This is a genomic window from Variovorax sp. YR752, from assembly GCF_943372545.1.
Genome location: NZ_CALRZC010000108.1, coordinates 1 through 25,170, shown reverse-complemented (window position 1 = coordinate 25,170; position 25,170 = coordinate 1). Strand labels below are relative to the sequence as shown.

The 25,170-nt window shown below is 70.0% G+C and carries 22 protein-coding genes; 4 read left to right on the top strand and 18 right to left on the bottom strand.

The genetic code is table 11. The annotated features are described in order from the left end of the window. Nucleotides 1–1,330 (top strand): aldehyde dehydrogenase family protein (locus AAG801_RS23205; protein ID WP_341890480.1); only part of this gene is annotated, 1,330 nt, incomplete at its 5' end. Nucleotides 1,331–1,361: 31 nt separating this feature from the next. Here AAG801_RS23205 and AAG801_RS23200 read toward each other — a convergent pair. The 10 genes from AAG801_RS23200 to AAG801_RS23155 all read right to left on the bottom strand — a co-directional run bounded on the left by AAG801_RS23200 (nucleotide 1,362) and on the right by AAG801_RS23155 (nucleotide 15,279). Continuing rightward, nucleotides 1,362–2,516 carry a serine hydrolase gene (locus AAG801_RS23200; protein ID WP_341890479.1) on the bottom strand — a complete coding sequence of 385 codons (1,155 nt, stop codon included), beginning with the start codon at nucleotides 2,514–2,516 and terminating at the stop codon, nucleotides 1,362–1,364. Continuing rightward, on the bottom strand, nucleotides 2,513–4,822 hold the full coding sequence (gene tynA, locus AAG801_RS23195; RefSeq protein WP_341890478.1) for a primary-amine oxidase: 2,310 nt from the start codon (nucleotides 4,820–4,822) through the stop codon (nucleotides 2,513–2,515). The genes AAG801_RS23200 and tynA overlap by 4 nt, the downstream gene beginning before the upstream one ends. A gap of 69 nt (nucleotides 4,823–4,891) precedes the next feature. Then, complete coding sequence (locus AAG801_RS23190) at nucleotides 4,892–5,854, bottom strand: helix-turn-helix domain-containing protein (RefSeq protein ID WP_101490449.1); 963 nt, start codon at nucleotides 5,852–5,854, stop codon at nucleotides 4,892–4,894. A gap of 126 nt (nucleotides 5,855–5,980) precedes the next feature. Beyond that, nucleotides 5,981–6,979 (bottom strand): tripartite tricarboxylate transporter substrate binding protein, encoded by a 999-nt coding sequence (locus AAG801_RS23185; RefSeq protein WP_341890477.1) that lies wholly within the window; start codon nucleotides 6,977–6,979, stop codon nucleotides 5,981–5,983. A gap of 25 nt (nucleotides 6,980–7,004) precedes the next feature. Then, the gene (locus AAG801_RS23180) at nucleotides 7,005–8,288 is read right to left on the bottom strand and encodes an alkyl sulfatase dimerization domain-containing protein (protein ID WP_341890476.1); all 1,284 of its coding nucleotides are present in this window, start codon (nucleotides 8,286–8,288) and stop codon (nucleotides 7,005–7,007) included. Beyond that, on the bottom strand, nucleotides 8,285–9,619 hold the full coding sequence (locus tag AAG801_RS23175; RefSeq protein WP_341890475.1) for a DUF1254 domain-containing protein: 1,335 nt from the start codon (nucleotides 9,617–9,619) through the stop codon (nucleotides 8,285–8,287). Before AAG801_RS23175 ends, AAG801_RS23180 begins: the two co-directional genes overlap by 4 nt. Nucleotides 9,620–9,624: 5 nt before the next feature. After that, nucleotides 9,625–11,013 (bottom strand): DUF1254 domain-containing protein, encoded by a 1,389-nt coding sequence (locus AAG801_RS23170; RefSeq protein ID WP_341890474.1) that lies wholly within the window; start codon nucleotides 11,011–11,013, stop codon nucleotides 9,625–9,627. A gap of 50 nt (nucleotides 11,014–11,063) precedes the next feature. After that, a complete protein-coding gene (locus tag AAG801_RS23165; protein ID WP_341890484.1) occupies nucleotides 11,064–11,993 on the bottom strand; it encodes a tripartite tricarboxylate transporter substrate binding protein in 930 nt (309 codons plus the stop codon). A gap of 98 nt (nucleotides 11,994–12,091) precedes the next feature. Further along, the gene (locus AAG801_RS23160) at nucleotides 12,092–14,203 is read right to left on the bottom strand and encodes an acetate--CoA ligase family protein (protein ID WP_341890483.1); all 2,112 of its coding nucleotides are present in this window, start codon (nucleotides 14,201–14,203) and stop codon (nucleotides 12,092–12,094) included. A 14-nt stretch (nucleotides 14,204–14,217) separates the two neighbouring features. Continuing rightward, nucleotides 14,218–15,279 (bottom strand): porin, encoded by a 1,062-nt coding sequence (locus AAG801_RS23155; RefSeq protein ID WP_341890473.1) that lies wholly within the window; start codon nucleotides 15,277–15,279, stop codon nucleotides 14,218–14,220. A 221-nt stretch (nucleotides 15,280–15,500) separates the two neighbouring features. Between AAG801_RS23155 and AAG801_RS23150 the strand changes: the two genes are divergently transcribed. Then, on the top strand, nucleotides 15,501–16,163 hold the full coding sequence (locus tag AAG801_RS23150; RefSeq protein ID WP_341890472.1) for a Crp/Fnr family transcriptional regulator: 663 nt from the start codon (nucleotides 15,501–15,503) through the stop codon (nucleotides 16,161–16,163). Nucleotides 16,164–16,188: 25 nt separating this feature from the next. On the opposite strand, the gene AAG801_RS23145 is transcribed toward AAG801_RS23150, so the two are convergent. The 7 genes from AAG801_RS23145 to AAG801_RS23115 all read right to left on the bottom strand — a co-directional run bounded on the left by AAG801_RS23145 (nucleotide 16,189) and on the right by AAG801_RS23115 (nucleotide 22,681). Continuing rightward, entirely contained in the window at nucleotides 16,189–16,812 is a 624-nt protein-coding gene (locus AAG801_RS23145; protein ID WP_341890471.1) for a YdeI/OmpD-associated family protein, read from the bottom strand. Next, complete coding sequence (locus AAG801_RS23140; protein ID WP_099793091.1) at nucleotides 16,800–17,756, bottom strand: phosphatidate cytidylyltransferase; 957 nt, start codon at nucleotides 17,754–17,756, stop codon at nucleotides 16,800–16,802. The genes AAG801_RS23145 and AAG801_RS23140 overlap by 13 nt, the downstream gene beginning before the upstream one ends. Further along, complete coding sequence (locus tag AAG801_RS23135; RefSeq protein ID WP_341890482.1) at nucleotides 17,753–18,418, bottom strand: lysophospholipid acyltransferase family protein; 666 nt, start codon at nucleotides 18,416–18,418, stop codon at nucleotides 17,753–17,755. The genes AAG801_RS23140 and AAG801_RS23135 overlap by 4 nt, the downstream gene beginning before the upstream one ends. A gap of 80 nt (nucleotides 18,419–18,498) precedes the next feature. Next, the gene (locus AAG801_RS23130) at nucleotides 18,499–18,939 is read right to left on the bottom strand and encodes a hypothetical protein (RefSeq protein WP_341890470.1); all 441 of its coding nucleotides are present in this window, start codon (nucleotides 18,937–18,939) and stop codon (nucleotides 18,499–18,501) included. Then, complete coding sequence (locus AAG801_RS23125; RefSeq protein WP_341890469.1) at nucleotides 18,932–20,272, bottom strand: phosphatase PAP2/dual specificity phosphatase family protein; 1,341 nt, start codon at nucleotides 20,270–20,272, stop codon at nucleotides 18,932–18,934. Before AAG801_RS23125 ends, AAG801_RS23130 begins: the two co-directional genes overlap by 8 nt. Then, complete coding sequence (locus AAG801_RS23120; RefSeq protein ID WP_341890468.1) at nucleotides 20,269–22,035, bottom strand: bifunctional alpha/beta hydrolase/class I SAM-dependent methyltransferase; 1,767 nt, start codon at nucleotides 22,033–22,035, stop codon at nucleotides 20,269–20,271. Before AAG801_RS23120 ends, AAG801_RS23125 begins: the two co-directional genes overlap by 4 nt. A 37-nt stretch (nucleotides 22,036–22,072) precedes the next feature. Continuing rightward, entirely contained in the window at nucleotides 22,073–22,681 is a 609-nt protein-coding gene (locus AAG801_RS23115; RefSeq protein ID WP_341890467.1) for a CDP-alcohol phosphatidyltransferase family protein, read from the bottom strand. A 168-nt stretch (nucleotides 22,682–22,849) separates the two neighbouring features. Between AAG801_RS23115 and ruvB the strand changes: the two genes are divergently transcribed. Together ruvB and dmeF are read left to right on the top strand one after the other, a co-directional pair. After that, nucleotides 22,850–23,914, top strand: coding sequence for a Holliday junction branch migration DNA helicase RuvB (gene ruvB, locus AAG801_RS23110; RefSeq protein ID WP_099793082.1), 1,065 nt, complete (start codon nucleotides 22,850–22,852; stop codon nucleotides 23,912–23,914). 10 nt (nucleotides 23,915–23,924) lie between these two features. Beyond that, entirely contained in the window at nucleotides 23,925–24,893 is a 969-nt protein-coding gene (gene dmeF, locus AAG801_RS23105; RefSeq protein WP_341890466.1) for a CDF family Co(II)/Ni(II) efflux transporter DmeF, read from the top strand. Nucleotides 24,894–25,010: 117 nt separating this feature from the next. Here dmeF and AAG801_RS23100 read toward each other — a convergent pair. Further along, on the bottom strand, nucleotides 25,011–25,170 hold a 160-nt coding region (locus AAG801_RS23100; protein ID WP_341890481.1), incomplete at its 5' end, for a lysoplasmalogenase family protein.

Below are 25,170 nucleotides of genomic sequence, written 5' to 3'. Positions count from 1 at the left end.
CGGCCAGGTGATCGGCACCGCGCCGAACGGTTCGCGCGACGACCTCGCCGCCGCCGTGGCCGCCGCGCAGAAAGCCTTCACGAGCTGGTCGCGCCAATCCGACGACGAACTGGCCGCGGCCTGCCGCGCCGTGACCGAGAAGATCGGCGCGCACGCCGAGGAGCTGGCGCGCCTGCTCACGCTGGAGCAGGGCAAGCCGCTCAACGGCCTGGGTTCGCGCTGGGAGCTGGGCGGCGCCGCGGCCTGGGCCGGCGCCACCGCGGCACTGTCGCTGCCGCCGCGTGTGCTGCAGGACAACGCGCAGGGCCACGTCGAGATCTTCCGCAAGCCGGTGGGCGTGGTCGGTTCGATCACGCCGTGGAATTTTCCCGTGCTGATCGCCGTGTGGCACGTGCTGCCGGCGCTGCGCACGGGCAACACGGTCGTCATCAAGCCCTCGCCGTACACGCCGCTGGCCACGCTGCGCTTCGTGGAGCTGCTCAACGAGGTGCTGCCCGAAGGCGTGGTCAACAGCGTGAGCTGCGACGACCGCACCTCGAACCTCGGCGCCGACATGGCGAGCGACCCCGTCATCCGCAAGATCGTGTTCACGGGCTCGTGCGCCACCGGCAAGAAGGTGATGCAGTCGGCCGCCAGCACCATGAAGCGGCTCACGCTCGAGCTCGGCGGCAATGACGCCGGCATCGTGCTGCCCGACGCCGACCCCAAGGCCATCGCCGAAGGCCTGTTCTGGGGCGCGTTCCTCAACAACGGCCAGACCTGCGCGGCCATGAAGCGGCTGTACGTGCACGCGAGCATTCACGACGACGTGTGCGAGCACCTCGCGGCCTTTGCGAAGCAGGTGCCGATGGGCGACGGCATGGACGAGAAGAACGTGCTCGGCCCGGTGCAGAACCGCATGCAGTTCGACAAGGTCGCGCGGCTCGTGGCCGACGCGAAGACCAAGGGCCAGCTGCTCACCGGCGGCGAGCCGGGCGAGGGCCTGTTCTTTCCCGCGACGATCGTTGCGGGCCTGAAGAACGGCGATGCGCTGGTCGACGAAGAACAGTTCGGGCCCGCGCTGCCCATCATTCGCTACACCGATGTCGAAGAGGCCATCCGCGCCGCCAACGACAGCGAGAACGGCCTCGGCGGTTCCGTGTGGTCGAAGGACATCGAGCACGCGAAGCGCATCGCGTCGCGCCTGGAATGCGGCTCGGTGTGGATCAACAAGCACGGCGCCATCCAGCCCAACGCGCCCTTCGGCGGCGTGAAGGCCTCGGGGCTCGGTGTGGAGTTCGCGGAAGAAGGGCTGAAGGAGTACACCGACGCGCAGGTGATCTTCTCCTGAAGCGTAGAGCGTGGCGGGTGCCACGCTCTGTTCAGGTGCGCAGCGCGGCGGTCAGTGCGCCGAGCAGCGCATCGGTTTCGACCAGGCTCGGCGGATGGATCGGCGCCGGCCACGTGCTGTGGATCGCAACCACGAGCCGTTCCTTCGGATGGATGTAGATCTGCTGGCCGAAGATGCCGAGTGCGGCGAACAGGCCGCCGTCGAGCGCGGGCAGTGCCTTCGCGCCGGTCGGGAAGGTCCACCACTGGTAGCCGTACCCCATCGGTTCGAAGCCCGCGAGCGTGCCGGGCGCGAGGTGGCTGGCTGCATCGACGCGCGTGGCATCGGCCACCCAGCCGTCGGGCAGCACCTGCTGGCCGCCGGCCACGCCGCCGCCGAGCACGAACAGGCCGAAGCGGCCGAAGTCGCGCAGCGTGGCGTTCACGCCGCTGCCGGTGAACTCCTGGCCGTCGACCGCATCGAGCTGCCAGTAGGCGTCGGCCTCCATGCCGAAGGGCGCCCAGATCTTTTGCGAGAGGTAGTCGCTGATCGGCCGGCGGATCGCGCTGGCCAAAATCTCGCCGACGAGGCAGGTTTCGCCGGTGCTGTAGTTGAAGCGCGTGCCCGCCGGTGCCACGCGTGGGCGTTGCGCCATGAACTTCAGCACCGCGCCCTTTTCGCGCGTGAGCTGCACGCGCATCAGCTGGCGCCGGTCGGAGTCGGCGTCGAGGTAGTCCTCGTTCCAGGCCACGCCCGAGCTCATTTGCAGCACCTGCTTCACCGTGACTTCGTCATACGCCGAGCCGCGCAGCGCGGGCAGGTAGCGCACGACCGGGTCGTCGAGGCTGGCGATGTGGCCATCTTTCACAGCCGCGCCGACCAGCGTGGAGGTCAGCGATTTCGCGACCGAGAACGACAGCCACTTCGTCGCCGCGTCGTTGCCCATGGCGTAGCGCTCGAGCACGACATGGCCGTCCTTGAGCACCAGCAGCCCGGCCGTGTGGTTGCGCGCCATGAAGCCGTCGATGCCGAAGCGCTGCGCATCGAACGGCGTGCCCTCGGGCAGCGGATGCACGTGTGTGCCGCGCCGGATCGTGCGCGTCGCGTAGAGCCGGTCCATGTGGCGGTAGGTCGGCGCCTGCAGCGCGGGCGGCAGCGTCATCAGGTCTTCGTAGCGGCCGATGGCCGCGTCGTTCGCTGCTGTCATTTCGCAGCCGGCCGGTTCAGCCCCAGCGTCGGCGTCTCGTCGAAGAAGTTCCACGGTTTGAGCAGCGCATGCACCCACTCGGTCGGCATGATCGGCCACTCCTCGGCGCGCGCGACGTGCGTGGTGCCGGTGGTGAGCCACACCACGTTGTCGGTGTTCACGATCTCCTGGTTGTCGGCCGTGAACTGGCCCAGCCCCGTGTCCTTGTTGGAGCGGTTCGGGTACTTGCCTTCGGGGAACAGCTCCTCGGGGTCGTAGCGCGTGACCCAGAGCTGGCGGTCCATGAAGCTCAGGCGGTGGTTGATCCACTCGTCCTTCGCGAAGTTGGCGCCCTTGGCAATCGGGTGCGTGCCGCCCGCGTACGGCACGAGCTGGTACGACACCGGGTTGCCGACCTTGTTGTTCTTCGCCGGGTTGCTCAGCAGGCGGATGGTCGAGGGGTCGAACTTCTGCGCCGCCTGCTGCTCGGTGCGCACCGTGCGCTGCACCGTCTGCATGGTGCTGGTGCGCGGGCCGCCGCGCGTGTTGGGCAGCACCACGGGGTCGACCTCGGTGAGCGTGTTCTGCTCGCCGTCCACATCGAGGTCGAGGCGGAAGTTGTAGATGTGCTGGTGCGTGGTGCCGACGATGTGGTGGTCCAGCAGCGTGCCGTAGCGCGTGTCTTCGGCGGCCGTGGGGTCCTGCATGGTGCGCGCCTTCACGCCCTTCACGGCCTCGATGCCGGTGGCGCCCGCGTGGATGCCGATGGTGCCGTTCTCGGCGAACACCCAGTCGAACAGGTAGTCGTAGTTGCCCACCGTGCTGATCCAGCGCACCACCAGCTCGCGCCGCTCGGTGCTGATGTTGGGCTTGCCCATCTCCTGGTGCTTGAACTCGGGATCGGCATAGCGCTCGAAGACGGCGATGGCGCGCGGCACCTTGGTGGGCGCGCCGGTGTAGTCGGCCAGCGTGGCGTCCAGCAGCACGGCGTTCTGCGGCGCGTCCTTGTTCGGTTCGATGGGCGAGGTGAGCGTGCCCATGCCGTACTCGCCGGAGTCGAGGTAGGCCTTGAAGTACCAGCCGGTGTCGGGGTCGCCGTAGGGCACGATCATGCCGCCCAGCGAGCCCTCGTACATCACCTTGCGCTTCGTGCCCTTGTCGTTGTACGTGACGGTGGACAGCACGAGGCCCACGCGCGAGTCGAGCCGCACATGGAAGTCCCAGTTGCGCCAGTGCATCGTGTGGCCGGTGATCGTGTAGTTCTTGCCCTCGGGTTCGGTGATCTCCAGCGGCTTGGGCGCGGGCGTGGCGGCGCGGTCGCGCCCGTCGTAGGGCGTGGGCTTGAGCGGCACGGGCACGAGGCCGCCGTCCTCGATCTTGATGACCTTCTTCTGTTCCAGGTCGACCACCGCCACCAGCCCCTCGATGGGGTGCGCCCAGTAGTTGCCGTCGCCCACGTCCAGGTAGCTCACCACCTTCAGCAGGCGGTCTTCCTGGCGCAGCGAATCCTTGCCGTCGAAGTAGCCCACGGTGAGCGGCGTGGCGACCACCTTCTTCACGTCGGCGATGCCGCGCGTGGCGAGCGCCTTGGCGTAGTCGGGGCTGGCCTCGATGGCGGTCTGCACGGTGGCGAAGTCGTCCAGCAGCACCATGCCGTGCGCGCCCTCGATGGGCTTCCACGCGGTGAGCGTGCGCGCCGCGAGATCGACCGTGCCCTCGATGACCTTCTTGCCGTCGAGCGCCACGAACGCCGCCTGGCGCGGCGCGCGCACGGGCTGGCCGGTGAGGGCGAAGTTCCAGACCTCGTCCTTGGGCGGGCGCTTCACGCTGATCTCGGTGAAGCGCAGGCCGGTCTTGTAGCGCCCCGAGGCCTTCAGCACGTCGAGCGCGGTCTTGATCTCGGCCTCGGTGAGCGGGTTCAGCGGGTTGGGCACGCGCTCGACCACGAAGGTGGTGTCCAGGCTGGACTGGAACACCTGGTTCACGAAATCGTGCGGCACGTAGGCCGCGCCCTTGCGCATCGTCACGGGCACGTCGAGCTGCATCGGCTGGCCGTTGACCAGCGCCGTCTTCGAGCCGGGCTTCAGGCGCACCAGCGTGCCGTTGCGCGCCACGGTGAACACGTTGGCAAAGCTGTCCCAGCGCAGCGTGCCGCCGAAGTCTTCCACCGTTTTCTTCAGCGGCACCATGTGGGCCGCGCCGCCGTGGGCCCGGGCCGGCTCAGTGCTCAGGGTGCCGAGGGCGAGCGCCAGGGCAGAGGCCAGGGCGGTGCCCAGGAGACGCCGCGCGGCCCCGCGGACCGGCGTTCGGTGGAAACTGCTGCGCATGGCTGCATCCTTCTTCGCATGTTGTGGTGGACAACCGCGAAGTTAAGAGCGCCGCCGGCGCAGGCGTTATCAAGATTTGGCAAACCATCGCGCGCGCGTGGCCGATGGCAGTTCGCCGAACAGGCGCGCGTAGTCGATGGCAAAGCGCGACAGGTGCCAGAAGCCCCAGCGCGCGGCGATGTCGCCGATGGTGTCGCCGCGGCAGGCCTGCATCTCGCAGCGCACGCGGTTCAGGCGCATCACGCGCAGGTAGGTGACGGGGCTCAGGTGCAGCACGTCCTCGAAGGCGTACTGCAGCGAGCGGCGCGACACGCCCGTGGCCGCGCACAGGTCGGGCACGCTGATGGGCTCGTCGGCGTGCGCCTGCATGTACTCGCGCGCCTTTGCCACGATGTGGCGGCGCGCCGCCGAGCTGGCGGGCAGCCGGGCCTCGAAGGCCTCGGAGCCCATGCACTGCAGCACCGCGTCGGCCAGCGACAGCGACAGCATGTGGCGCGCGGCCGGCTGCTCCAGCTGCGCGAGGTTGTCGCGCGCCAGCGACAGGGCGGCGCCCAGCAGGCGGGTGAAGGCGGTCTCGTCGAAGCCGGGGTGCTGCACCGGCGCGGGCACCGGCATGCGCAGCGCGAAGTCGGGGCCGAACAGCGTGGCGGCCAGGTCGGCCAGCGGTTCGGTGTCGACGCACACGGCCATCAGGTCCATGCCGGCACCGGCCAGCAGCTCGAACTCGCGCTGCGGCGACAGCGCAATGAGCCGTCGCCCGTCGAGGTCATGGCCGCAGTACCAGCTGCCCGGGGCCGTCACGTCGATCACGGCCAGGCACAGGGCGCCCGGTCGGCCGAGGCCGTGTTGCAGCACCGTCTGGTTGGCGTGTTCGTGGAACACCTGCACGAAATCCAGGTGCAGGTCTTCGGACAGCCCCTCGAAGCGGCCGTTCGACAGCTGCTCGTAGTGCTGTTTCCAGCTGCCCACGCCCGAGGCTTGGGCCTGGGCTTCGGCGGTGAGTTGTCGGCTGAAATGAAGGAGCTCGGTCATGGTGCGCGCTGGCGCAGTTGCCATCGCCCCACCGATGAGCAGAAACCGTGCCTGTCAGCGCGCAGTGTGTGGGAAGCGCCGCCGGCCGACCACGTTGCTAACCCTTGGTCAGGCCGGCCTGGGCGCCTACTCGAGCGTCAGGCCGATGTCCTTCACCAGCGCGCCCCAGTCCCGCAGGTCGTTCCGGATGGTGGTGGCGAACTGGTCGGGCGTGTTCTGCGGCAGGTCGTTGAAGTTCAGCTCGTACATGCGGCGCACCACCGCGGGGTCGCGCAGCACCTGGTTCACGGCCTCGTTGAGCTTCTTCACGATCGCGGGTGGGGTCTTGGCCGGCGCCATCAGGCCGTACCAGGCGTAGGTGGTGAAGGGGTAGCCGCTCTCGGTCATGGTCGGCACGTCGGGCAGCATCGGGATGCGCGACGGGCCGCTGTTGGCCAGCGCCCGGATGCGGCCGGCACGCACGATCTCCACGGTCGACGAGATGTCGGCGAACGCCGCATCCACCTGGCCGCCCACCAAGTCCTGCACGCAGGGGCCGCTGCCCTTGTAGGGTACGTGCGTCATCACGAGGCCGGCCTGCTTCTTGAGGCTTTCCATCGCCAGGTGGCCGCCCGAGCCGGCGCCCCACGAGCAGTAGCTGAGCTTGTCGGGCCGTGCCTTGGCGTAGGCGACGAACTCTTGAATGGTCTTCACCGGCAGGTCCTTGCGCACCAGCAGCAGGTTGCCGCCGCGCCCGACCTGCGCAATCGGCACGAAGTCTTTCAGCGGGTCGTAGGGCAGCTTCTTGTAGAGGCTGGGGTTCACCACCATCGTCGCGGCGTAGGTGAACAGCAGGCGGTAGCCGTCGGGCGTGGAGCGCGCGACCACCTCGCTGCCGAGGATGCCGTTGGCGCCTGGGCGGTTGTCGACCACGAAGGGCTGCTTCAGGATCTTGCCGAGGCCGTCGCCGATCAGCCGCGCCATGGTGTCGGTGCCGCCGGCCGGCGCGGTGGGCACCACCAGCGTCACGGGCTTGTCGGGGTAGCTGTCGGCCTGTTGTGCGTGGCTGGCCGTGGCCAGTGCGGCCAGGGAACAGGCGACCAGCGTGCGCAGCCCGAAGCGGAAGTGTTGTTGTGTGCTTGTCATGGTCCGTGTCTCCGATGGAAAGGCTTCAGCGGATGCCGAAGCGCGCCTGCGTGCCCTGTTCGATCATGTCTGCGCCCACCCGATACAGGTTGCGCGAGACGTAACTGGGCACTTCGCGCGCCCGCTCGCGCAGCCATTCGGCCTTGAGCGAACGCGCCTCGGCGATCTCGAGCGCGTCGCCCTCGGCGGTGGCGAGCAGGTCGATCACATGCAGCGCGAGCTGCCACTGCTTGCTTGCCGCCAGCTTGCGCGCCTGGTCGATCACGCCGCGCTTGTCGGTGATGGCGTCGGCGACCGCGCGGCCGATGGCCTCGGGCGCGGCCGGATGCAGCGAGGTCGGGTTGCGGTCCCACCAGCCGTTCTCCGAGCGGTAGATGTCGCGCACGATGTAGCCGGGGTCGCCGTAGGTGGGCTTCATCCAGTCGACCGCGAACAGCTCGTCGGGGAAGCGGATGCGCGCCAGGATGTCGCGCTCGTTGAGCCCCTCGTTCATGAGCCGCACCACCTCGGCGCGCAGCCAGCGCAGCGCGCGGGCCGTGTGCCCGAGCACGTGCTGCACCTGGTCTTCGCCTTCGAGCGTGGCGCCGAATTCGCGCACCGCCTTGCGCGGCTTCAAGGCCGCCAGCGCCTCCAGCGTGTCGGCCCAGCGCACCGTGTCGCGCATCGTGCGAAAGGGCGTGCCGATGTTGGGAATGGAGTCGATCAGCGCCGCGCCGCCGTACAGCACGCGCTGCGCCGGGCTCCACAGCGCGATCGCGTCGTCGGTTTCCGACGGCGCCCAGCGCAGCTCGATGCGGCGCTCGCCCTCGCCGATCTGCAGCACGTCGTCGAAGGTCTCGGTGGGCGGGTGCGTCACGAGCCGGTGGTCGAAGAAGCCCGGCGGGCGGTTGAACTGGATCTCGGCCATGCGGTGCTGCAGGGCCATCGTTTCGCCGTAGCGCGCCAGGCGGCGCGGCACGTGGCGGTGCGCAATGATGCGCGGCGGCGCATCGCCGCGCGCGGCGGCATGGGCCAGCCACATCGGCACGCCGGCGTTGTAGCCGATGTGGCCGTGGCTGAAGCACAGCGCATGTACCGGCGCATCGCTGAGCTGGCGCAGTGCATCGATCATGCCCTGCGTCACCGAGCCGCCCGGGCCGGCATCGATCACGACCAGGCCCGCGTCGGTCTCGGCCACGAACGATTGGCCCTGTCCGCGCAGGATGTGCAGGCCCGGCGCCACGGTCTCGGTGCCGGTGCCGACGATGAGGAAGGGCTTTTCTTTTTCTTCTTCTGCTGCTGCTTGGGGTTTTTCAACGGTGGCGGTCATGCGGAATCCTTGGTAGCGGTGAGAGGCGGCAGCACATAGCGGCCGTCGAGCAGTTCGGCGCGCGGCACGTAGGCGCGCAGGCAGAGGTAGAAGCTGCCTTCGGGCGCCGGCAGCCAGTTGGCGAGCGCGGCCTCACCCTCGGGACGCGCGTGCTGGATGTGCAGCGTGAGCCCGCCGTCCGCATCGCGCCGCAGCCCCGGCGTGCGGTCGCCGATGGCGTAGCGGTCGATCGGGTTGTCGACCAGCATGTAGTCGCGCGTGTCGTACATCGTGAGCGACCAGAAGGCGTCGACCGGCGGCAGCGCGTCGGGCGCGAAGCGCAGCGTGTAGCGGCGCTGGCCGGTGAGGGCTTCGCCTGCGGCGTCGTACCAGGCCATGGGGTAGGTGGCCTCGCGGCTTTCGAGCATGCCGATGTACTTGAGCGCGACCAGCGCGCGCGCCAGGTGGTCGTCGCCGAAGGAACCTTCCACCAGCGGCATCTGCACCCAGCCCGAGGCCGTGGTGCGGCCCGACTGCGCCTCGCGCAGCCGCGGCAGCACGGTGTCGAGCGCGGCCTGCAGCGCGGCGCGCTGGCCGTCGTCGAGTGGGCCCGCGCCGGCGCCGATTCCGAGCGCGGCATAACGCGCAAGCCGCGCCGCATCGCCAGCCGGCGGTGCGTTGTCGCGCAGCGCCGCGTTCACCTGCGCGGCGAAGTGCTCGGCGGTGAGCGGTGCCTTCGGGTCGCAGGCCGGATCGAAGGCGCGCGGCTTCGAAGCGCGGCCGGCCTGCCAGTCGACCAGCGTGCGCACGAGAAAGCCGTCTTGCAGCGCATTGACGGCGGGCACGTCCTGCGGGCCGTCGACCAGCAGGCGCCCGATGATCCACAGCCAGCGCGTGGGCGCCTCGATGCGCGCGCCCGGCGCATCGAACACGGCGGGCAGCTTGCCGCGCCATCCCGGCGGCGTGACCACGAAGGAGCGCGCCGCCGTGCCCGTGAGGCGCTGCCCGAGGTGGGCGAAGGGGTTGGTGAAGAAGTCGAGCAGGCCCAGCACGTAGTAGCGGCCGGCGGTGTCGGGCACGTCGATCACGAGCGGGCCCTCGCCCAGGTCGAGCCAGGCGTTGGTGTAGAGCGTGTCGTTGTTCGGCGTGACGACGCGGCTCTTGCCCGCGCGCAGCAGCTGGCGCGCGTGCGTGAACACGTTGCACCAGCGCTGCGGCCGCGGCGCTTCGCCGGCGGCGTCGGTGCGCTGCGGCGAGGTGGCCGCGCGCATGCGGCACATCTCGTAGAGCGGGTAGGCGTAGACCACGGCCTCTTCGGCCACGGCGTGCAGGGTGTCGGTGTGCGGCTGCATCGTGCTCAGTCCTGCTGCGCCTGCAAGGCCGGGATGCGCCAGCTCTGCACGCCTTCGCGCGGGTAGTACATGCGCAGGATCAGGTAGAAGCGCCCGGCCGGTGCGGGCAGCCAGTTGGCGGCATCGGCGGGGCGCGCGTGGCTCACCACCAGCTCGAGGCTGCCGTCGGCGCCGCGCTTCAGGCCGGGCGTGCGGTCGCCGATGGCGTGGCGGCGGATCTCGTTGGGGTAGAGGAAGCGGTCGGTGTCGTACAGCGTGACCGACCAGAAGGCGTCCGCGGGCGGCAGGTCGCCGACCTCGAAGCGCATCGCATAGCGGTGCTGGCCGTCCAGCGGCTCCTGCTTGGCGTCGTGGTGCGCGGCGGCGTACACCGCCTCGCTGGTGGCCAGCGCGCCCAGGCCCAGGTAGGCGGTGCGCGCGCGGCCGAGGAACTCGTTGCCGTAGCGGCCGGTGGCCGGCGTCATCGACCAGGGCTTGGGCCGGCGGTTGCGGCCCACCGCGCCGACCAGCTGCACGCCCTCGGCGAAGCCTTCGATGAGGCCTTCGCGCAGCGGTGCTTCGAGCGCGTCCCACGAGAACGCGGCGTTCGCCAGCAGCCCGCCCTGGCCGAACCACGCGACGAGGCCGCGGTCTTCCACGCGGCCCGGCGCCTCGGCCAGCGCATGACAGACGTTGGTGAAGAAGCGCGGCGCCACTTCTGCGGCCGACTCGCCGTGCTCGAAGGCGGCGGCCATGGCGTCTTCGTGCGGGCCGGCCCACTGCGCGATGGCAGCCGGGCGGCCCTGCAGCACGGTGCCGGGTGCGGGCGCGAGCAGGATCTCCGACTGCAGCGCGCGTGCAGCTGGCCAGTCGCTTTCGTCGCCCACGAGGATGCGGCCGATGAGCCAGACCAGGTTGGTCGGGCAGTGCACCACGCGGTGGGCGGCGAGCGATTCAGGCACGGCGCCGCCGGGGCCCACGAGCACCACGGTTTCGCCGTCGGGGTTGCAGTTGCGCGGGCCCAGGTTCTCGAAGTTCTCGGTGTAGGCGTCGTACAGCGGCAGCACGAAGTAGCGCCCCGGATGGCGCGACGCCGCCGGCACCGTGAGCAGCATCGGCCCGTCGGCCAGGTGCAGCCAGGCCATGGTGTAGAGCAGGTCGTTGGCGGGCGTGACCACGTCGCGGTCCTGGTCGGTGGAGGGGCGCGGCGCGTGGTGCAGCGTGTTCATCGGCGCGCGCACGTCGGAGCCGGCCGAGGCGCCGCTGCGGCGTTCGGCGCGCGGCGCAGTCTGCATGGCGCAGGTGCGGTAGGTCTCGGTGAGCGGATAGCCGTAGACGAAGGCGGCCAGGCCGATGGAGCGGGCGAGCGCCTTGCGGGCGACGGCGATGTCGGGAGCGGAGACGGGAGCGTTCATGAGAAAGACCTCGGAGCTGGGGTTCGGAAAAGAGGGTGTGCAGAGACGGTTCAATCGAGCTTCACGCCCGTGGCCTGCGTGAGCTTCAGCGTCACGGGCAGGAAGGCCTTGTAGGCCGCGGTGGCTTCGGGCGGCAGGTTGCCCACGGGCTCGGCGCCGAGCTCCTCGATGCGCCGGCTCACCTCGGGCTGGCGCACCACCGCGCTGACCTCGCGGCCCAGGCGCTCGATGACGGCGTCGGGCGTCTTGGCCGGCGCCATCAGCGAGGTCGGGCCGGTCATGGCGTAGACCTCGTCGGGGTAGCCCTGCTCGGCGAAGGTCGGCACGTCGGGCAGCGCGCGGGCGCGCCGGGTGCCGGCCACGGCCAGCGGGCGCAGCTTGCCGGCCTTGATGTACGGCTGCAGCGTGGTGATGGAGCCCACGGTCATCTGGATCACGCCGCCGATCAGGTCGATCGCCATCGGGCTCTCGCCCTTGTAGGGCACATGCATCGTCTGCAGGCCGTAGGCCTTGTCCATGTAGACCTGCACCTGGTGCGGCTGCGTGCCCGGGCCCCACGAGCCCATCGAATACTTGCCGGGCGTGGCCTTCACGGTGGCGACGAGGCTCTTGAAGTCGGTGGCCTGAACGGAGGGGTGCACCGCCAGCACGGTGCGCGTGGTGGCAATGTCCGACACCATGCGCAGGTCGGTGCGCGGGTCGTAGGGCAGCTTGCTGTAGAGCACGAGGTTTGCCGTGACGGGGCCCGGCACCGTGAGCAGCAGCGTGTAGCCGTCGGGCGGGCTCTTGGCGACGTAGTCGGTGCCGATGATCCCGCCCGCGCCGCTGCGGTTCTCGACCACCACCGGCTGGCCCAGCCGCTTGGACAGCCCCTCGGCCACGAGCCGCGCGAGGATGTCTGTCGAGCCGCCCGCCTGGTACTGCACGATGATGCGCACGGGCTTGGAGGGGAAGGGCGCCTCCGTGGCGGCCGCTGCCATGCCTGCCGCGAGGGCCAGCGCCGCGGCCAGGCCGAGTGCGCGCGAAAGGCCGTTCTTCGATGTCGTCGTCATGCGATGTCTCCGGTGGTTGTTATTGGTCAGGGCGCGCGGCCGACGACCAGCGCGTCGACCGCCACGCAGCCGCCCTCGGCCTGCGGGCGTGCGATCAGCGGGTTGATCTCGGCGCTGTCGAGCGAGTCGCCCGCGCGCTGTGCAAAGTCGGCGAGCGCGCACAGCGCATCGGCGATCGAATCGAGGTCCGCCGGCGGCCGGCCGCGTGCGCCGTTCAGGATCGCGAAGGCGCGCAGCTCGCGCACCATCGCCAATGCGTCGTCGCGCGTGATCGGCAATGCGCGCAGCGACACGTCGCGCAGCGTCTCGACATGGATGCCGCCCAGGCCGAACATCAGCACCGGCCCGAACACCGGGTCGCGGTGCACGCCCGCGATGCACTCGACGCCGCCCGTCAGCATGCGCGCTACCAGCGCGCCATCGAGCCGCGCATCAGGCCGCGCCGTGCGTGCGTGATCGCGCGTGCGTTCGAAGGCCGCGCTCGCCTGCGCCGCGCCGCGCAGGCCGAGCGCCACGCCGCCGACGTCCGACTTGTGCGGAATGTCGGCGCTGACGATCTTCACCACCACCGCATCGCCGAGCGCCTCGGCGGCAGCCGCGGCTTCGTCGGCGCTGCGCACCACGCGGTGCGCGACGACGGGCACGCCCGCGTCGGCGAGCAGCGCGAGCGCGTCGGGCTCGGACATGGTGCCGGGCGAGAGCGTCAACGATGCGGCAATCGATGCAGGCGTTGCGGCCACCGCCGCCCCAGGCTTCAGCCCCGCCAGCGCAGCGATCGTGCGGATGCCATCCGACGGGTCGGCGAACACCAGACAGCGCATCGCCTCGAGCTCGGCGCGGCGCTCCGGCGACAGCAGCGTGCTCACCGCCAGCAGCGTGTCGGGATAAGCCTCGCGCAGCGAAGTCACCAGCGAGCGCAGCACGGGCCAGAACGCATCCGACGCACCCGCCGCGGCAAGGAAGCCCATCCACGACGCGAAGCCGCGGTCGTCCAGCATCACGCGCGCCGTGCGCTCGATGAGCGTCATGTCGTTGGTTACCTGCCCCGTGATGTCGACCGGGTTGCGCGGCGCCGCGAAGGGCACCCAGCTGCGCAGCGTGTCCTGCGCGGGCTCGCTCAGCGGCTGGGCGTCGAGGCCCTGCGCCGAGGCCTCGTCGGCCATCAGCGCGCCGACGCCGCCCGAGAGTGTGAACAGGCCGATCGAGCGGTCGCGCGGGCGGCCCGCCACGGCCGCGCTGTGGGCCAGGTCGAAGAACTCCGTGAGGTTGCGCGCGCGCAGCACGCCATACTGGCGGAACACGGCGTCGTACACCGCGTCGTCGCCCGCCAGCGCGGCGGTGTGCGAGGCCGCGGCCTCGGCGCCCAGCGCGGTGCGCCCGACCTTGACCATCACCACCGGCTTGCCGTTGGCCTGCGCCAGGGCCAGCGCCGCGCGCAAGCGGGGGCCGTCGCGGCAGCCTTCCATGTAGGCCATGATCACGTCGGTGTCGGGGTCCTGTGCGAGCCAGGCCAGGCAGTCGGCGACCTGCACGTCGGCCTCGTTGCCGGTGGTGGCCCACAGCGACAGCCCGACGCCGCGCGCCCGCGCCATCGCGTAGGCATAGGCGCCGAACGCGCCCGACTGGCTCACCAGTCCGATGCGCCCCGGCATCACGCGGCCCACACCGGGCGCCGGCGAGAAGGTCGCGTACACATGGCGCGCCACGTTCATGAAGCCCAGGCAGTTGGGACCGACCAGCCGCACGCCGGCGGCACGCGCCTTGTCGCCAAGCCGTGCTTGCGCCGCCGCGCCCTCGGCGCCCACCTCGGCGAAGCCCGAGGAGAACAGCACCACGCCCTTCACGCCCGCCGCGATGGCGTCGTCGAGCGCGCCGTCGACCAGCGCCGACGGCACCGCGAGGATGGCCAGGTCCACCGGCTGGCCGATGGCGCGCAGGCTCGGGAAGGCCGGCAGGTCCTGGATGCGGTCGGCGTTCGGGTTGACTGGGTACAGCGCACCCTCGAAGCCGAAGCGGCGCTGGTAGTCGACGGGGATGCCGCCGATCTTCTGCGCGTTGGACGAGGCGCCGACCACCGCGATGGAGCGCGGCGCGAACAGGGCTGACAAGGATTCGGCTTGCGAAGAGAAGAAGTCCATGGGCATGTCGAAAGTCAGAAGTTGTGGCGGATGCCGGTGGCGAGCACGCGCACGTCGTTGCCGCTGTTGGCGATCACCGGAATGGTCGCGAGCGAGGCCGAGGCGCCGTGCCGGTTCAGCAGGCGCAGCCAGCGCGCGTAGACCACGGTGCGCTTGCTCAGGTAGTAGTCGTAGCCCAGCGTCCACGCCAGCTGCGAGCGTTCGCTCTCGGCCACCTTGCGCTGCGTGGCACCGAAGATGAGGTTCGAGGCCGGCGTCACGTTGTAGGTGGCGCCCAGGTTCACGAGCTTCGCGGTCGGCACGTTCGGCAGGCTCGACGCGTTGCGCACGTAGCTCGCGTACAGCTGCAGGCCGATCGACGGCAGCTCGTACGACCCGGTCAGCGCCTGGTAGGTCGTGGTGGCGGGCGAGGCCACGGGCGCCGCCGCCGAGCCCGAGCGTGCGCGCTGGAAGGCGTAGGCGATGTAGTACGGCTTGCGCGCCCAGCCGATGTTGCCGCCGTAGACGTTGCCGCTCTGGTGGCTCGGTGCGCTCGATTCGCCGGGCGCGTAGGCCAGGTCGGCGAAGAACTCCATGCTGGCCGGCGTGCGGTAGCGCACCATGTTGCTGGCGCGGGCCGCGAAGGGCGTGAGGCCCGTCTGCGCGTCGGTGGCGGCCACCAGGTTGATGGGCGAGAACACCGAGTTCAGGCCATAGGGGTCGGCCTTGAACAGCGCATAGAACATCGGCGTGTACATGCGGCCCGCGTCGATCTGCCCCCACGGCGCCGAGAAGCCGACGAAGGACTGCCGGCTGAACGACATCGCGGGGCCGGGCAGCGTGCCGTTGCCGGTGTCGGGCGCAAAGCCGCTCTCCAGCGTGAAGTGCGCGCCCATGCCGCCGCCGAGGTCTTCGGTGCCGCGAAAGCCCAGGCGCGAGGCGGTCTGGCCGCCGTCCTCGAGCCGCGTCGACGAGGCGGCGCCCGACCTGGCGTGCGCCACGTACAGGTCGACCGTGCCGTAGACGGTGACGGTGCTTTGCGCGAACGCAAGGGTGGAGGCCGCGAGCGCGAGGCCCGCGGTGGCTGTCTTCTTCATTGGGTGTTGTCTCCGGGTGCGGCGTGCCGCTTGTGTGCTTGTCGATGTCCGGGGCTTACGATAGAAATGAAGACCCGCCGAATCTGTCAACGCTTTGACAGATTCGTGAACATCAAGGCAGGGAGAACCCGCTGGCCCGATCGACTGTTTCCACCCCCAAAGACGCGCCAGACGCCGAGTCGTGCGCCGAGCTGCTCGACCGCGCGCTGCGCTGGAACGAGGTGTTCTCGCACTGGCCCGACGCGCTGCGCGCCGAACTCATGAAGTCGGCGCGCCTGGTGCGCTACCGCCGCCGCACGCAGGTCCTGGCGAGCGACCGCCGCAAGCGCGAGCTGCTGGCGGTGGTGTCAGGCTGTCTGGAAATCAGCAACATGAACCCGCAGGGGCGCAAGTACGTCAACGCGCTGCTCGGCCCCGGCCAGGTGGCGCCGCTGGTGCGCCTGCTGGCCGACGTGCCGCTGCCCTACGACTACCACGCGCACGAAGATTCGGTGATCGTCCACCTGCCGAGCGATGCCGTGATCGCGCTGCTCGACGCCGAACCGGTGCTGTGGCGCGACGTGGCCAAGCTGGCGCTGCAGCGCCAGCGGCTGAGCGTGATGCTGCTGCAGGGCCAGATGCTGAACTCCGTGCGTGCGCGGGTGGCCGCCACGCTGACGAGCGTGATCCGTTTCTATGGCATGCAGGTGAAGGCGGCGGCGAGCCTGCCCGTGCGCCTGTCGCAGAACGACCTCGCGGCGATGCTCGGGCTGTCGCGCCAGACCATCAACAAGGAGCTGGGGCGGCTGGTCGCCGAAGGCGTGATCGACATGAGCTACAAGCGCATCCGCATCGTGGATCCGGAGCGGCTCACGCTCATCGCGGCCGGCGCCGAGCCGCAATGAACGGCCCGCACAGCAACGCGCAGGCTCAGGGGTGGATCTTCTCGCCTTGGGCGAGCATCTCGACGAACTGCGCGATGCGACGGGCGCGTGTCTCGGGCTTCTTCGCGCCCTGCGTGCGGAACAGCACCGCATAGCGGTTGCGCGCATCGAGCGTGGCGAAGAAGGCTTTGGCTTTGCGGTTGGCGTCGAGCGCGGCCTGCAGGTCGGGTGGCACGGTCGCCACGCTGGCGGCGTCGTAGGCCGCGTCCCAGCGGCCGTCGGCGCGGGCACGTTCCACCTCGGACAGGCCGTCGGGCTGCATGCGGCCGTCGTCGATGAGCTTCAGCACCTTGTCGCGGTTGATCTTCGACCAGATGCTGCGCGCGGTGCGCGGCGTGAAGCGCTGCAGAAAGAACTGCGTGTCCTGGCTCTTGCGCTGGCCGTCGATCCAGCCGAAGCACAGCGCAATCTCCAGCGCGTCGGGGTGGTCGACGGAAGCGATGCCGCTGGCTTTCTTCGCGATGCGCAGCCAGATGCCGGCGTGGCTCGCATGGTGTTTCTTGTACCAACGCAGCAGGGCCGCAGCGTCGGCGCATTCCAGCGGCGTGTCGTCGACGATGCGGTCGGTCTTGACCGCGGTCTTCTTCGCCGCCGGGCTCACGGCACCCACCAATAGCGCAGCGCGTGGAAGTAGATCGGCGCTGCGAAGATCACCGAATCGAGCCGGTCGAGCATGCCGCCGTGGCCTTCGATCATGGAGCCCCAGTCTTTCACGCCGCGGTCGCGCTTGATGGCCGACATCACGAGCCCGCCGAAGAAGCCCAGCAGGCAGATCATGAAGGCCATGAGCGCGGCCTGCCACGGGTTGAAGGGCGTGGCCCAGTAGAGCGCGGCGCCCATCGCGGTGGCGCTGGCCACGCCGCCGATCAGGCCTTCCCAGGTCTTCGAGGGCGACAGCTCGGGCGCCACCTTGCGCTTGCCGAAGAGCTTGCCCCACACGTACTGCAGCACGTCGCTGCCCTGCACCACGATGACCAGGAACGCGATCAGCAGCAGGTTGCGGCCCTCGAAGCCCGGAATCTGCAGCGTGAGCAGCGCCGGCACGTGGCTGATGCAGAACACGCACACCATCAGGCCCCACTGGATCTTCGAGGTGCGCTCCAGGAAGCGCTGCGTGTCGCCGCCCACGGCCGCCAAAATCGGCAGCAGCAGGAAGGCGTAGACCGGGATGTAGATCGAGTACAGCCCGTACCAGTCGATCCAGATCAGGAAGTACTGGCCCGGCAGCGCGACGAAGAAGGCCAGCGCGATCGCGCCGTGGTCGCCGCGCCGCGTGTAGGCCAGGCTGATGAACTCGCGCAGCGCATAGAACGAGATCAGGTAGAACAGCACGATCACGCCGCCCTTGCCGAAGGCAAAGGCCAGGCCGATCACCGCCACCATCACCCACCATGCGTTGACGCGCGAGTTGAGGTTGTCGATCACCGAGTGCGGCTGGCCGTGCGCCACGCGCCATTTGAGCAGCGCGCCGATCGAAGAGGCCAGCACCAGCACGCCGAAGACGCCGCCGAAGAGCTTGAAGGTGGTCCAGGCGAAGGGAGAGAGTTCGATCACGAGGTGGTCCCTCCGTTGGGTTCGATGCGGTCGTACTCAGGGCGCAGGTCGAGCATGGCGGTGCGCGCGCGGGCAAGAAAGGCGACCTTGTCTTCGCCTTCTTCGAGCTGGATCGGCGCGCCGAAGCGCACCGTGCAGGCCAGCGGAATCGGCACCAGCGTGCCTTTGGGCAGCACGCGCTTCAGGTTCTCGATCCACACCGGCACCAGCCGCACGGTGGGGCAGGCGCGCGCCAGGTGGAAGAGGCCGCTCTTGAGCGGCAGCAGGATGTCGTCGCCCGTGTTGCGCGTGCCCTCGGGGAACATGATGAGCGAGTCGCCGCCTTCCAGCGCCTCCTTCATCTGGTCCACCGGGTTACCGCCCTGGCCGGAGCCGTCGCGGCGGATCATGAGCGCGTTGAACACGTCCTTGCCGATGAAGTTGCGCAGCTTCGAGGCCTCCCAGTAGTCCTGCCCGGCCACGGGCCGCGTGAGCGCGCGCAGGTCGGAGGGCAGCGTGGCCCACAGCAGCACGAAGTCGCCGTGGCTCGTGTGGTTGGCGAAGTACAGCGTCTGCTCGGCCTTGGGCGTGGTGCCCGACCAGAGGGCGCGCACGCCGGTCAGCAGGCCGGCCGCGCCGATGATGAGCTTGCCCGCCACCACCGCGAGCCCGCGGCGCACGATGGCACTGGGCCGGGCGCTGTCGCTGCTGCTGCTGATGCCGTTGCTGCTGTCGTTCTTGTTGGTGCCGTTGTCGTTGTTGTTCAAGCGAGTTCCTGTGTCATGAGAGCGAGGAGGAACAGCGCGTTCTGGCAGGCGATCACGATGGCGTGGCGCTGCATGAGTTGGCGGGTTCCCTGCACGCGGTCGGCGAGCGCGCGGGCGCTGGGGTGCGGCGGCGGGTCGCGCAGCCCGAGCACGGAGAGCGCGTTGTCCAGCGCGCCCAAGGTAGCGATCTGGCCGTTGGCCAGGCCTTCGAACAGCGCCTGGTCCAGCCGCAGCCGGAAGGCGCAGTAGCGTTCGAGCACGCCCAGCACCATCACCGCGGCAAAGGCCAGGATGGCGGTGTTCGACAGCGCGCGCAGCGTGAGCGCCAGCACCAGCGCCGCGATGCAGGTGAGCGCGAAGCCCCAGAGGGCGAGCGCGGCCGCTGCGCGCAACAGGCCGGCCAGGGAGGTGCAGGTGGCGCGTTCGTTGTCAGTCATGGCGCGAAGGTCCTCCAAGGGGGTCGAGTGCGGCACGCCAGGCGGCGCGCAGCACGATCTGCGGGCGTGCGCGGCGCACGGTGTCTTCGGCGCTCGCCAGGCCGTGGTCGCGGCCCAGCCAGGCGATCACGGCGGCGGCGCTGCGCGAGAAGCCCAGCGCGCAGCAGACCCACACGGCCGAGCCATCAACGGCCGCGGCGCGGCGCTGGCCTTCGATGACGGCCGCGGCGCGGCGCAGGCGCACGGGCGGCGGCACCACGAGGTCGAGCAGCGGCACGCAGCGCGCATGGGTGGGCGGCACGCCGGTCGGCAGTTGCAGCTCGGCGCACAGGCTCACGAGCCGGGGCTGGCCGGCAGCGAGCCATTCGGTCTGCGTGGGGCGACGGCCCAGGCGCAGGCCCGGCACCACCTCGACCGAGGCGGGCAGCTTGCGCGTCCAGAGCCACACATTGAAAGTCGCGCCCAAGCGGTAGGGCGCGAACAGCCAGCGCGCCGCCCAACCCATGCGGCCGTGGCCGTCCATCTGGAAGCCGCGCGCGCCGAAGCCGAGGTAATTGAGCGCCACCAGCGCGAGCGCCGCCGCAGGCCACGCCAGCCACAGCGCCACGCCGCCCGTTGCCAGCCCTGCGCCCAGGCACAGCGCCGCGCCCACGGCATAGAAGCCCGCGAGCTTCAGCCGCTGCGGATCGCGCGCCAGGCGCCATGCGCGCAGCATCGACACGCGGCGCGCCATCGGCCACAGCCAGACGCAGAAGATGCCGAGCAGCGCGCCGGTCGGGATGTCGATGAAGTGGTGCTGCCAGGTCGTGAGCACCGAGGCGCAGATCGCGAAGGCCCACACATGCAGCACGAGCCACGCCCACAACGGCCGGATGAAGCGCCGGTACCAGTCCCACAGGATCACGGCCAGCGCGATGTGCAGCGAGGGCGCCTGGTTGTACGGCTGGTCGAAACCGCGCAGCGCGTTGAACAGGAAGGCCGGCGCACCCTCCACCGGCGGCTGGCCGAAGCTGAAGTGCAGCGGCCAGAAGATGAAGCAGGTGCAGGCGATGAGCGTGGCGCTCACGAGCCGCAGCGCATGCCGGTCGAGCGTGTGGCGGTCGCGCGCCAGGAACAGCGACAGCGCGTAGAAGACGTTGATGGTCCAGTACGGAAAGATCGTCCAGGCCCAGAAGGGCAGCTGCCGCTCCCAGTCGAAGGCCATCGAGGGCACGCTGGCGCGCGTGGTGGCCCACCAGTTGGCGAAGCCGTAGGTCGCGTAGAACAGCGGCCCCAAAAACACCAGCCACGCGGCGGCGCGTTTCCACGGCCGGGGCGCCAGCCGGGCGGTCATTGCGCGACGCGCACCGCCAGCGACACCGTGAAGATCCCCCATTCGTCGACGCGCTGGTCGATCTTGCGGAAGCCCGCCTCTTCGACCAGCTGGTCCATCTCGGCCTGCGTGCGCCGGCGCATCACCCAGGCTTCGCCCTGGCGGTGGCTGGTGAGCGCGCGGGCGATCATTTCGAGCTGCGGGTGCCACGGCTGGCCGGTGTAGACCAGGTAGCCGCGGTCTTCCACCGCGTCGCCCACGCCCGCGAGCGAGCGGCGCACCATCTCGTTGTCGGGGAACAGCTCGTACAGGCCCGAGACCACGGCCAGCGTGGGCCGCGGCGTGACGCTGGCGAGGCTCACGCGGTCGAAGGCGTCGGCCTGCACGAACTGGGCGACGTCTTCCAGGCCCTTCTCGGCGATCAGGGCCGTGCCGTCGCGCACGTTGATGTCGCTGTAGTCGCGCAGCAAAACCGAGCTGGCCTTCACCGGGCTGGCCAGCACCGCGTCGAGCACGTAGCGGCCGTGGCCGGCCGCGATGTCCATGAGCCGCACCTCGCGGTGCATTTCGACCAGCCGTTCCATCGCGATGCGCAGCAGCTCTTCCACGTGGACCTTGCGCTGGCGGATGCCGCGCCAGCCGATCGAGTCGAGGTAGGTGCGGTCGACCGAGCGGCCCAGTGCGCCCTTGCCCTGCGGCTGGTTGCGGTAGACGTAGTCGAGCGTGCTGCCCGAGTCGAAGCCGGTGGCGTGGCCCAGCGCCACGCCGCTGGACAGCGCGCCGCCCACGCGCAGCCCGCCGCGCGTCATGGCCCAGTAGGCGCCGCGCGGCGACAGCGGCGAGAGCGGTTCGGCCAGCGCACGCGATTCGTCGGCCGTGTGGCCGCTCAGGTGCGCCTCGCGCAGGTCGACCGGCACGGCCGGCTCGTCGAAGCGCTGCAGGATGAACTCGCGGATCGACGCCACCGCGGGCGCCCGGTCTTTCTCGCCCAGCGTGTCGTGGAAGAAGCCCGGCAACACCGTCTTCGTCTTCACGGCGCTGCCCAGCCGGTCGAAGAACTGGTGCTGCGGCTTGTGGTGCACCACCCAGTCGGCGCCCGAGATGAGCAGCTGCACCGGCAGCGTGATGGCATTGGCGTCGGCCACCACGCGGTCGGCTGCCTCGTACAGGCCCAGCAGGATGTTGACGGCAATCGGGCGCGAGATCAGCGGGTCGTTCTTGTAGCTCTCGATGCGCTCGGGGTCGTGCGTGAGGAACTTCGGCTTCACGTAGCTGTTCACGAAGAACAGCCCGCGCAGCTTGTGCATGAGCGCCAGCCCCGGCCGTGCGAACGGCACGTAGAGCTTGACCTTGAAGGCCGGCGAGGCCAGCGTGAGGCCGCGCACCTTGGGGGCGTAGTCGTGCGCCCAGGTGGAGATCAGCACCGCGCCCACGCTCTGCGCCACCACGTGGATGTCGTGCTCGGGCACGCCGTGCGCGGCGGCGATGTGCTGCACGAAGGTCTGCACGTCGCGCACCGAGGTGCCGAAGCTGGGGCTGTAGCCGCGCTGGCCCGGCGAGCGGCCGTGGCCGCGCGCGTCCCAGGCGAAGAAGTCGAAGTCGGGCAGGTTCAGCTCATCGACCAGGTGCGCCATGCGCGCGCCGTGCTCATGGCCGCGGTGGAACAGCAGCACGGCACCGCGCCGTGCGCCGCTGGTGGCCGGCCAGTGGCGGTAGAACAGCGATTCGCCGTCGTGCGTGCGGAAGTGGTGCTCGGCGGCGACGCGGGGTGCGGAAAGGGTCATGAGCGGGTTCTTTTCTATTTATTTGTGTGGGGGTGTTTCAGGCGGCGGGCGCTTCGGCCAGTGCGCGGCGGATGCGGTTGACGACCGTCCAGGCCACCAATGCAGCCAGCAACGGCATCAGCAGCGCCGTCCAGCCTGGCAGCGGCCCGCCAAGGGCGACATACAACCCGAGCGCGCCGAACACGAAGGCCCGGTCGCTCTTGCCCATCGGCCCGTCGTAGCGGCGCGAGGCGCCCACGGTCGGGCCCAGTGCGCCGGCGAATTCGCTCAGCCCGGCCAGCACGATGACCGTGCCGACCCAGAACGGCGCGAACGGCACCACCAGCACGAAGGGCAGGTAGAGCGCGGCGTCGGAGACCACGTCGGTGAGTTCGTTGAGGAAGGCGCCCAGCTTGCTCTGCTGGTGGTGTTCGCGCGCCAGCATGCCGTCGATGGCGTTGAAGGCCATGCGCAGGAACATCCAGGCGGGGATCAGGCCGAAGGCGGCCAGCGAGGGGGCGGCGAAGAACAGCCAGAGCCCGAGCACGACCGACACCGCGCAGGCCGCCAGCGTCACCTGGTTGGCCGTCACGCCCATCGCATGCAGCCGGACCACGAGCGGTCGCAGCAAGGCCTGGAAACGCGGTTTCAGTTCGTAGATGGACACGTTCTGACTTCCCTCTCTTGTTATGTTCTACAGGCATTCTGCCAGCGTGAAAAATGGCCCCCACGCTCGGCACTTCGTGTCCTCGCTGCCCCCCGAGGGGGCGCTCGCTTGCTTGGGGCGGCCCGGCGCAGCGCGCGGACTAAACTCGTCTGTGAACACCCACCCCAAATGACCATCCAGACCGACGATTTCGCCCCCGCCCCGCAACGCGTGGTGTCCGCCGCCCCGGCCTCGCCCAACGAGGAGGCGATCGAGCGGGCCCTGCGGCCCAAGCTGCTCGACGAGTACGTCGGCCAGGCCAAGGTGCGCGAGCAGCTCGAGATCTTCATCGGCGCGGCGCGCAAGCGCAAAGAGGCGCTCGACCACGTGCTGCTGTTCGGCCCGCCGGGCCTGGGCAAGACCACGCTGTCGCACATCATTGCGGCCGAACTCGGCGTCAACCTGCGCCAGACCTCGGGCCCGGTGCTCGAGAAGCCCAAGGACCTGGCGGCATTGCTGACCAACCTCGAGCCGAACGACGTGCTCTTCATCGATGAAATTCACCGCCTGAGCCCGGTCGTCGAGGAAATTTTGTACCCCGCGCTGGAGGACTACCAGATCGACATCATGATCGGCGAGGGCCCCGCGGCGCGCAGCATCAAGCTCGACCTGCAGCCCTTCACGCTGGTGGGCGCCACCACCCGCGCCGGCATGCTGACCAACCCGCTGCGCGACCGCTTCGGCATCGTGGCGCGGCTGGAGTTCTACACGCCCGAAGAGCTGGCGCTCATCGTGACCCGCAGCGCCCGCCTGCTCAAGGTGGAAACCGACGCGGCCGGCGGCTTCGAGATCGCGCGCCGTTCGCGCGGCACGCCCCGCATCGCCAACCGCCTGCTGCGCCGCGTGCGCGACTACGCCGAGGTGAAGGGCGACGGCCGCATCACCGAAGACATCGCCCACAAGGCACTCGCCATGCTCGACGTCGACCCGCAGGGCTTCGACCTCATGGACCGCAAGCTGCTCGAAGCCGTGATCCACCGCTTCGATGGCGGCCCGGTCGGCTTGGACAACGTGGCCGCCAGCATCGGCGAAGAGCGCGACACCATCGAAGACGTGATCGAGCCCTACCTCATCCAGCAGGGTTATCTGCAACGCACACCGCGCGGGCGCATCGCCACGCTCGCGGCGTATCGCCACCTGGGCGTGACGCCGCCGTCGAGCCGCTCGGACGGACAAGACCTTTTCGGAGCCTGAAGAGAATTCCATGCACACCCATGACCTGAGCGCCTGGCAGCACGACCACCACTTCGGCGCCGGCAACGCCGCCGCCGAACGCAGCACCCGCCTCGTGATGTGGATCACGGCCGCCATGATGGTGGTCGAGATCGGCGCCGGCTGGTGGTTCAACTCCATGGCGCTCTTGGCCGACGGCTGGCACATGAGCTCGCACGCGCTGGCCATCGGCCTGAGCGCCTTTGCCTACGCCGCCGCGCGGCGCTACGCCCGCGACCCGCGCTTTGCCTTCGGCACGTGGAAGATCGAAGTGCTCGGCGGCTTCGCGAGCGCGCTGCTGCTGCTCGGCGTCGCCGCGCTCATGGTGGTCGGTTCGCTGGAGCGGCTGTGGTCGCCCGTGGCCATCCACTACCCCGAAGCCATCTCGATCGCGGTGCTGGGCCTGCTGGTGAACCTGGTCTGCGCGCGGCTGCTGGGGCATTCGCACGATCACCATGGCCATGGGCACGACCACCACGGTCATGACCACCACGGTCATGACCACCACGATCACGCGCATGGCCACGACCTCAACCTGCGCTCCGCCTACCTGCACGTGGTGGCCGACGCCGCCACCTCGGTGCTCGCCATCGCGGCGCTGCTGGGCGGCTGGTTCTACGGCTGGTCCTGGCTCGACCCGGCCATGGGCATCGTCGGCGCCGTGCTCGTCGCCGTCTGGGCCAAGGGCCTGCTGAAGGAAACCGGCAAGGTCCTGCTCGACCGCGAAATGGACCACCCCGTCACCGAAGAAATCCGCGAAGGCGTCGAGACGATGCTGGCCGATTCCGAAACCCGCGTGGCCGACCTGCACGTCTGGCGCGTCGGCCGCGATGCCTATGCCTGCGCGCTCACGGTGGTGACGCATTCGGCCACGCTCACCGCAGATCAGGTGCGGGCGTGCTTCTCGATGCACGAGGAGATCCGGCACTCGACGGTGGAGATTCAGCGCTGCGCTGAGTAGGTCGGGGTCTTGCTCCTTCCCCCTCTGGGGGAAGGCTGGGATGGGGGCGGGCAGAGCGCCCGATGGATGCGCCGCTTGCCCCCACCCCCGCCCTCCCCCGGAAGGGGAGGGAGAAAGTCAGGCCCCCGGTCGACGGATGTGCCGCACGATCAACATCTGCGCTGCGTAATAGGTAGCCAGCACCCACAGCGACGCCAGCGGCAGCGGCGACACGAACCGGTTGATCGCCAGCAGCGCGTCGCTCAGCATGAAGAAGCAGGCGCCCACCGCCACCCAC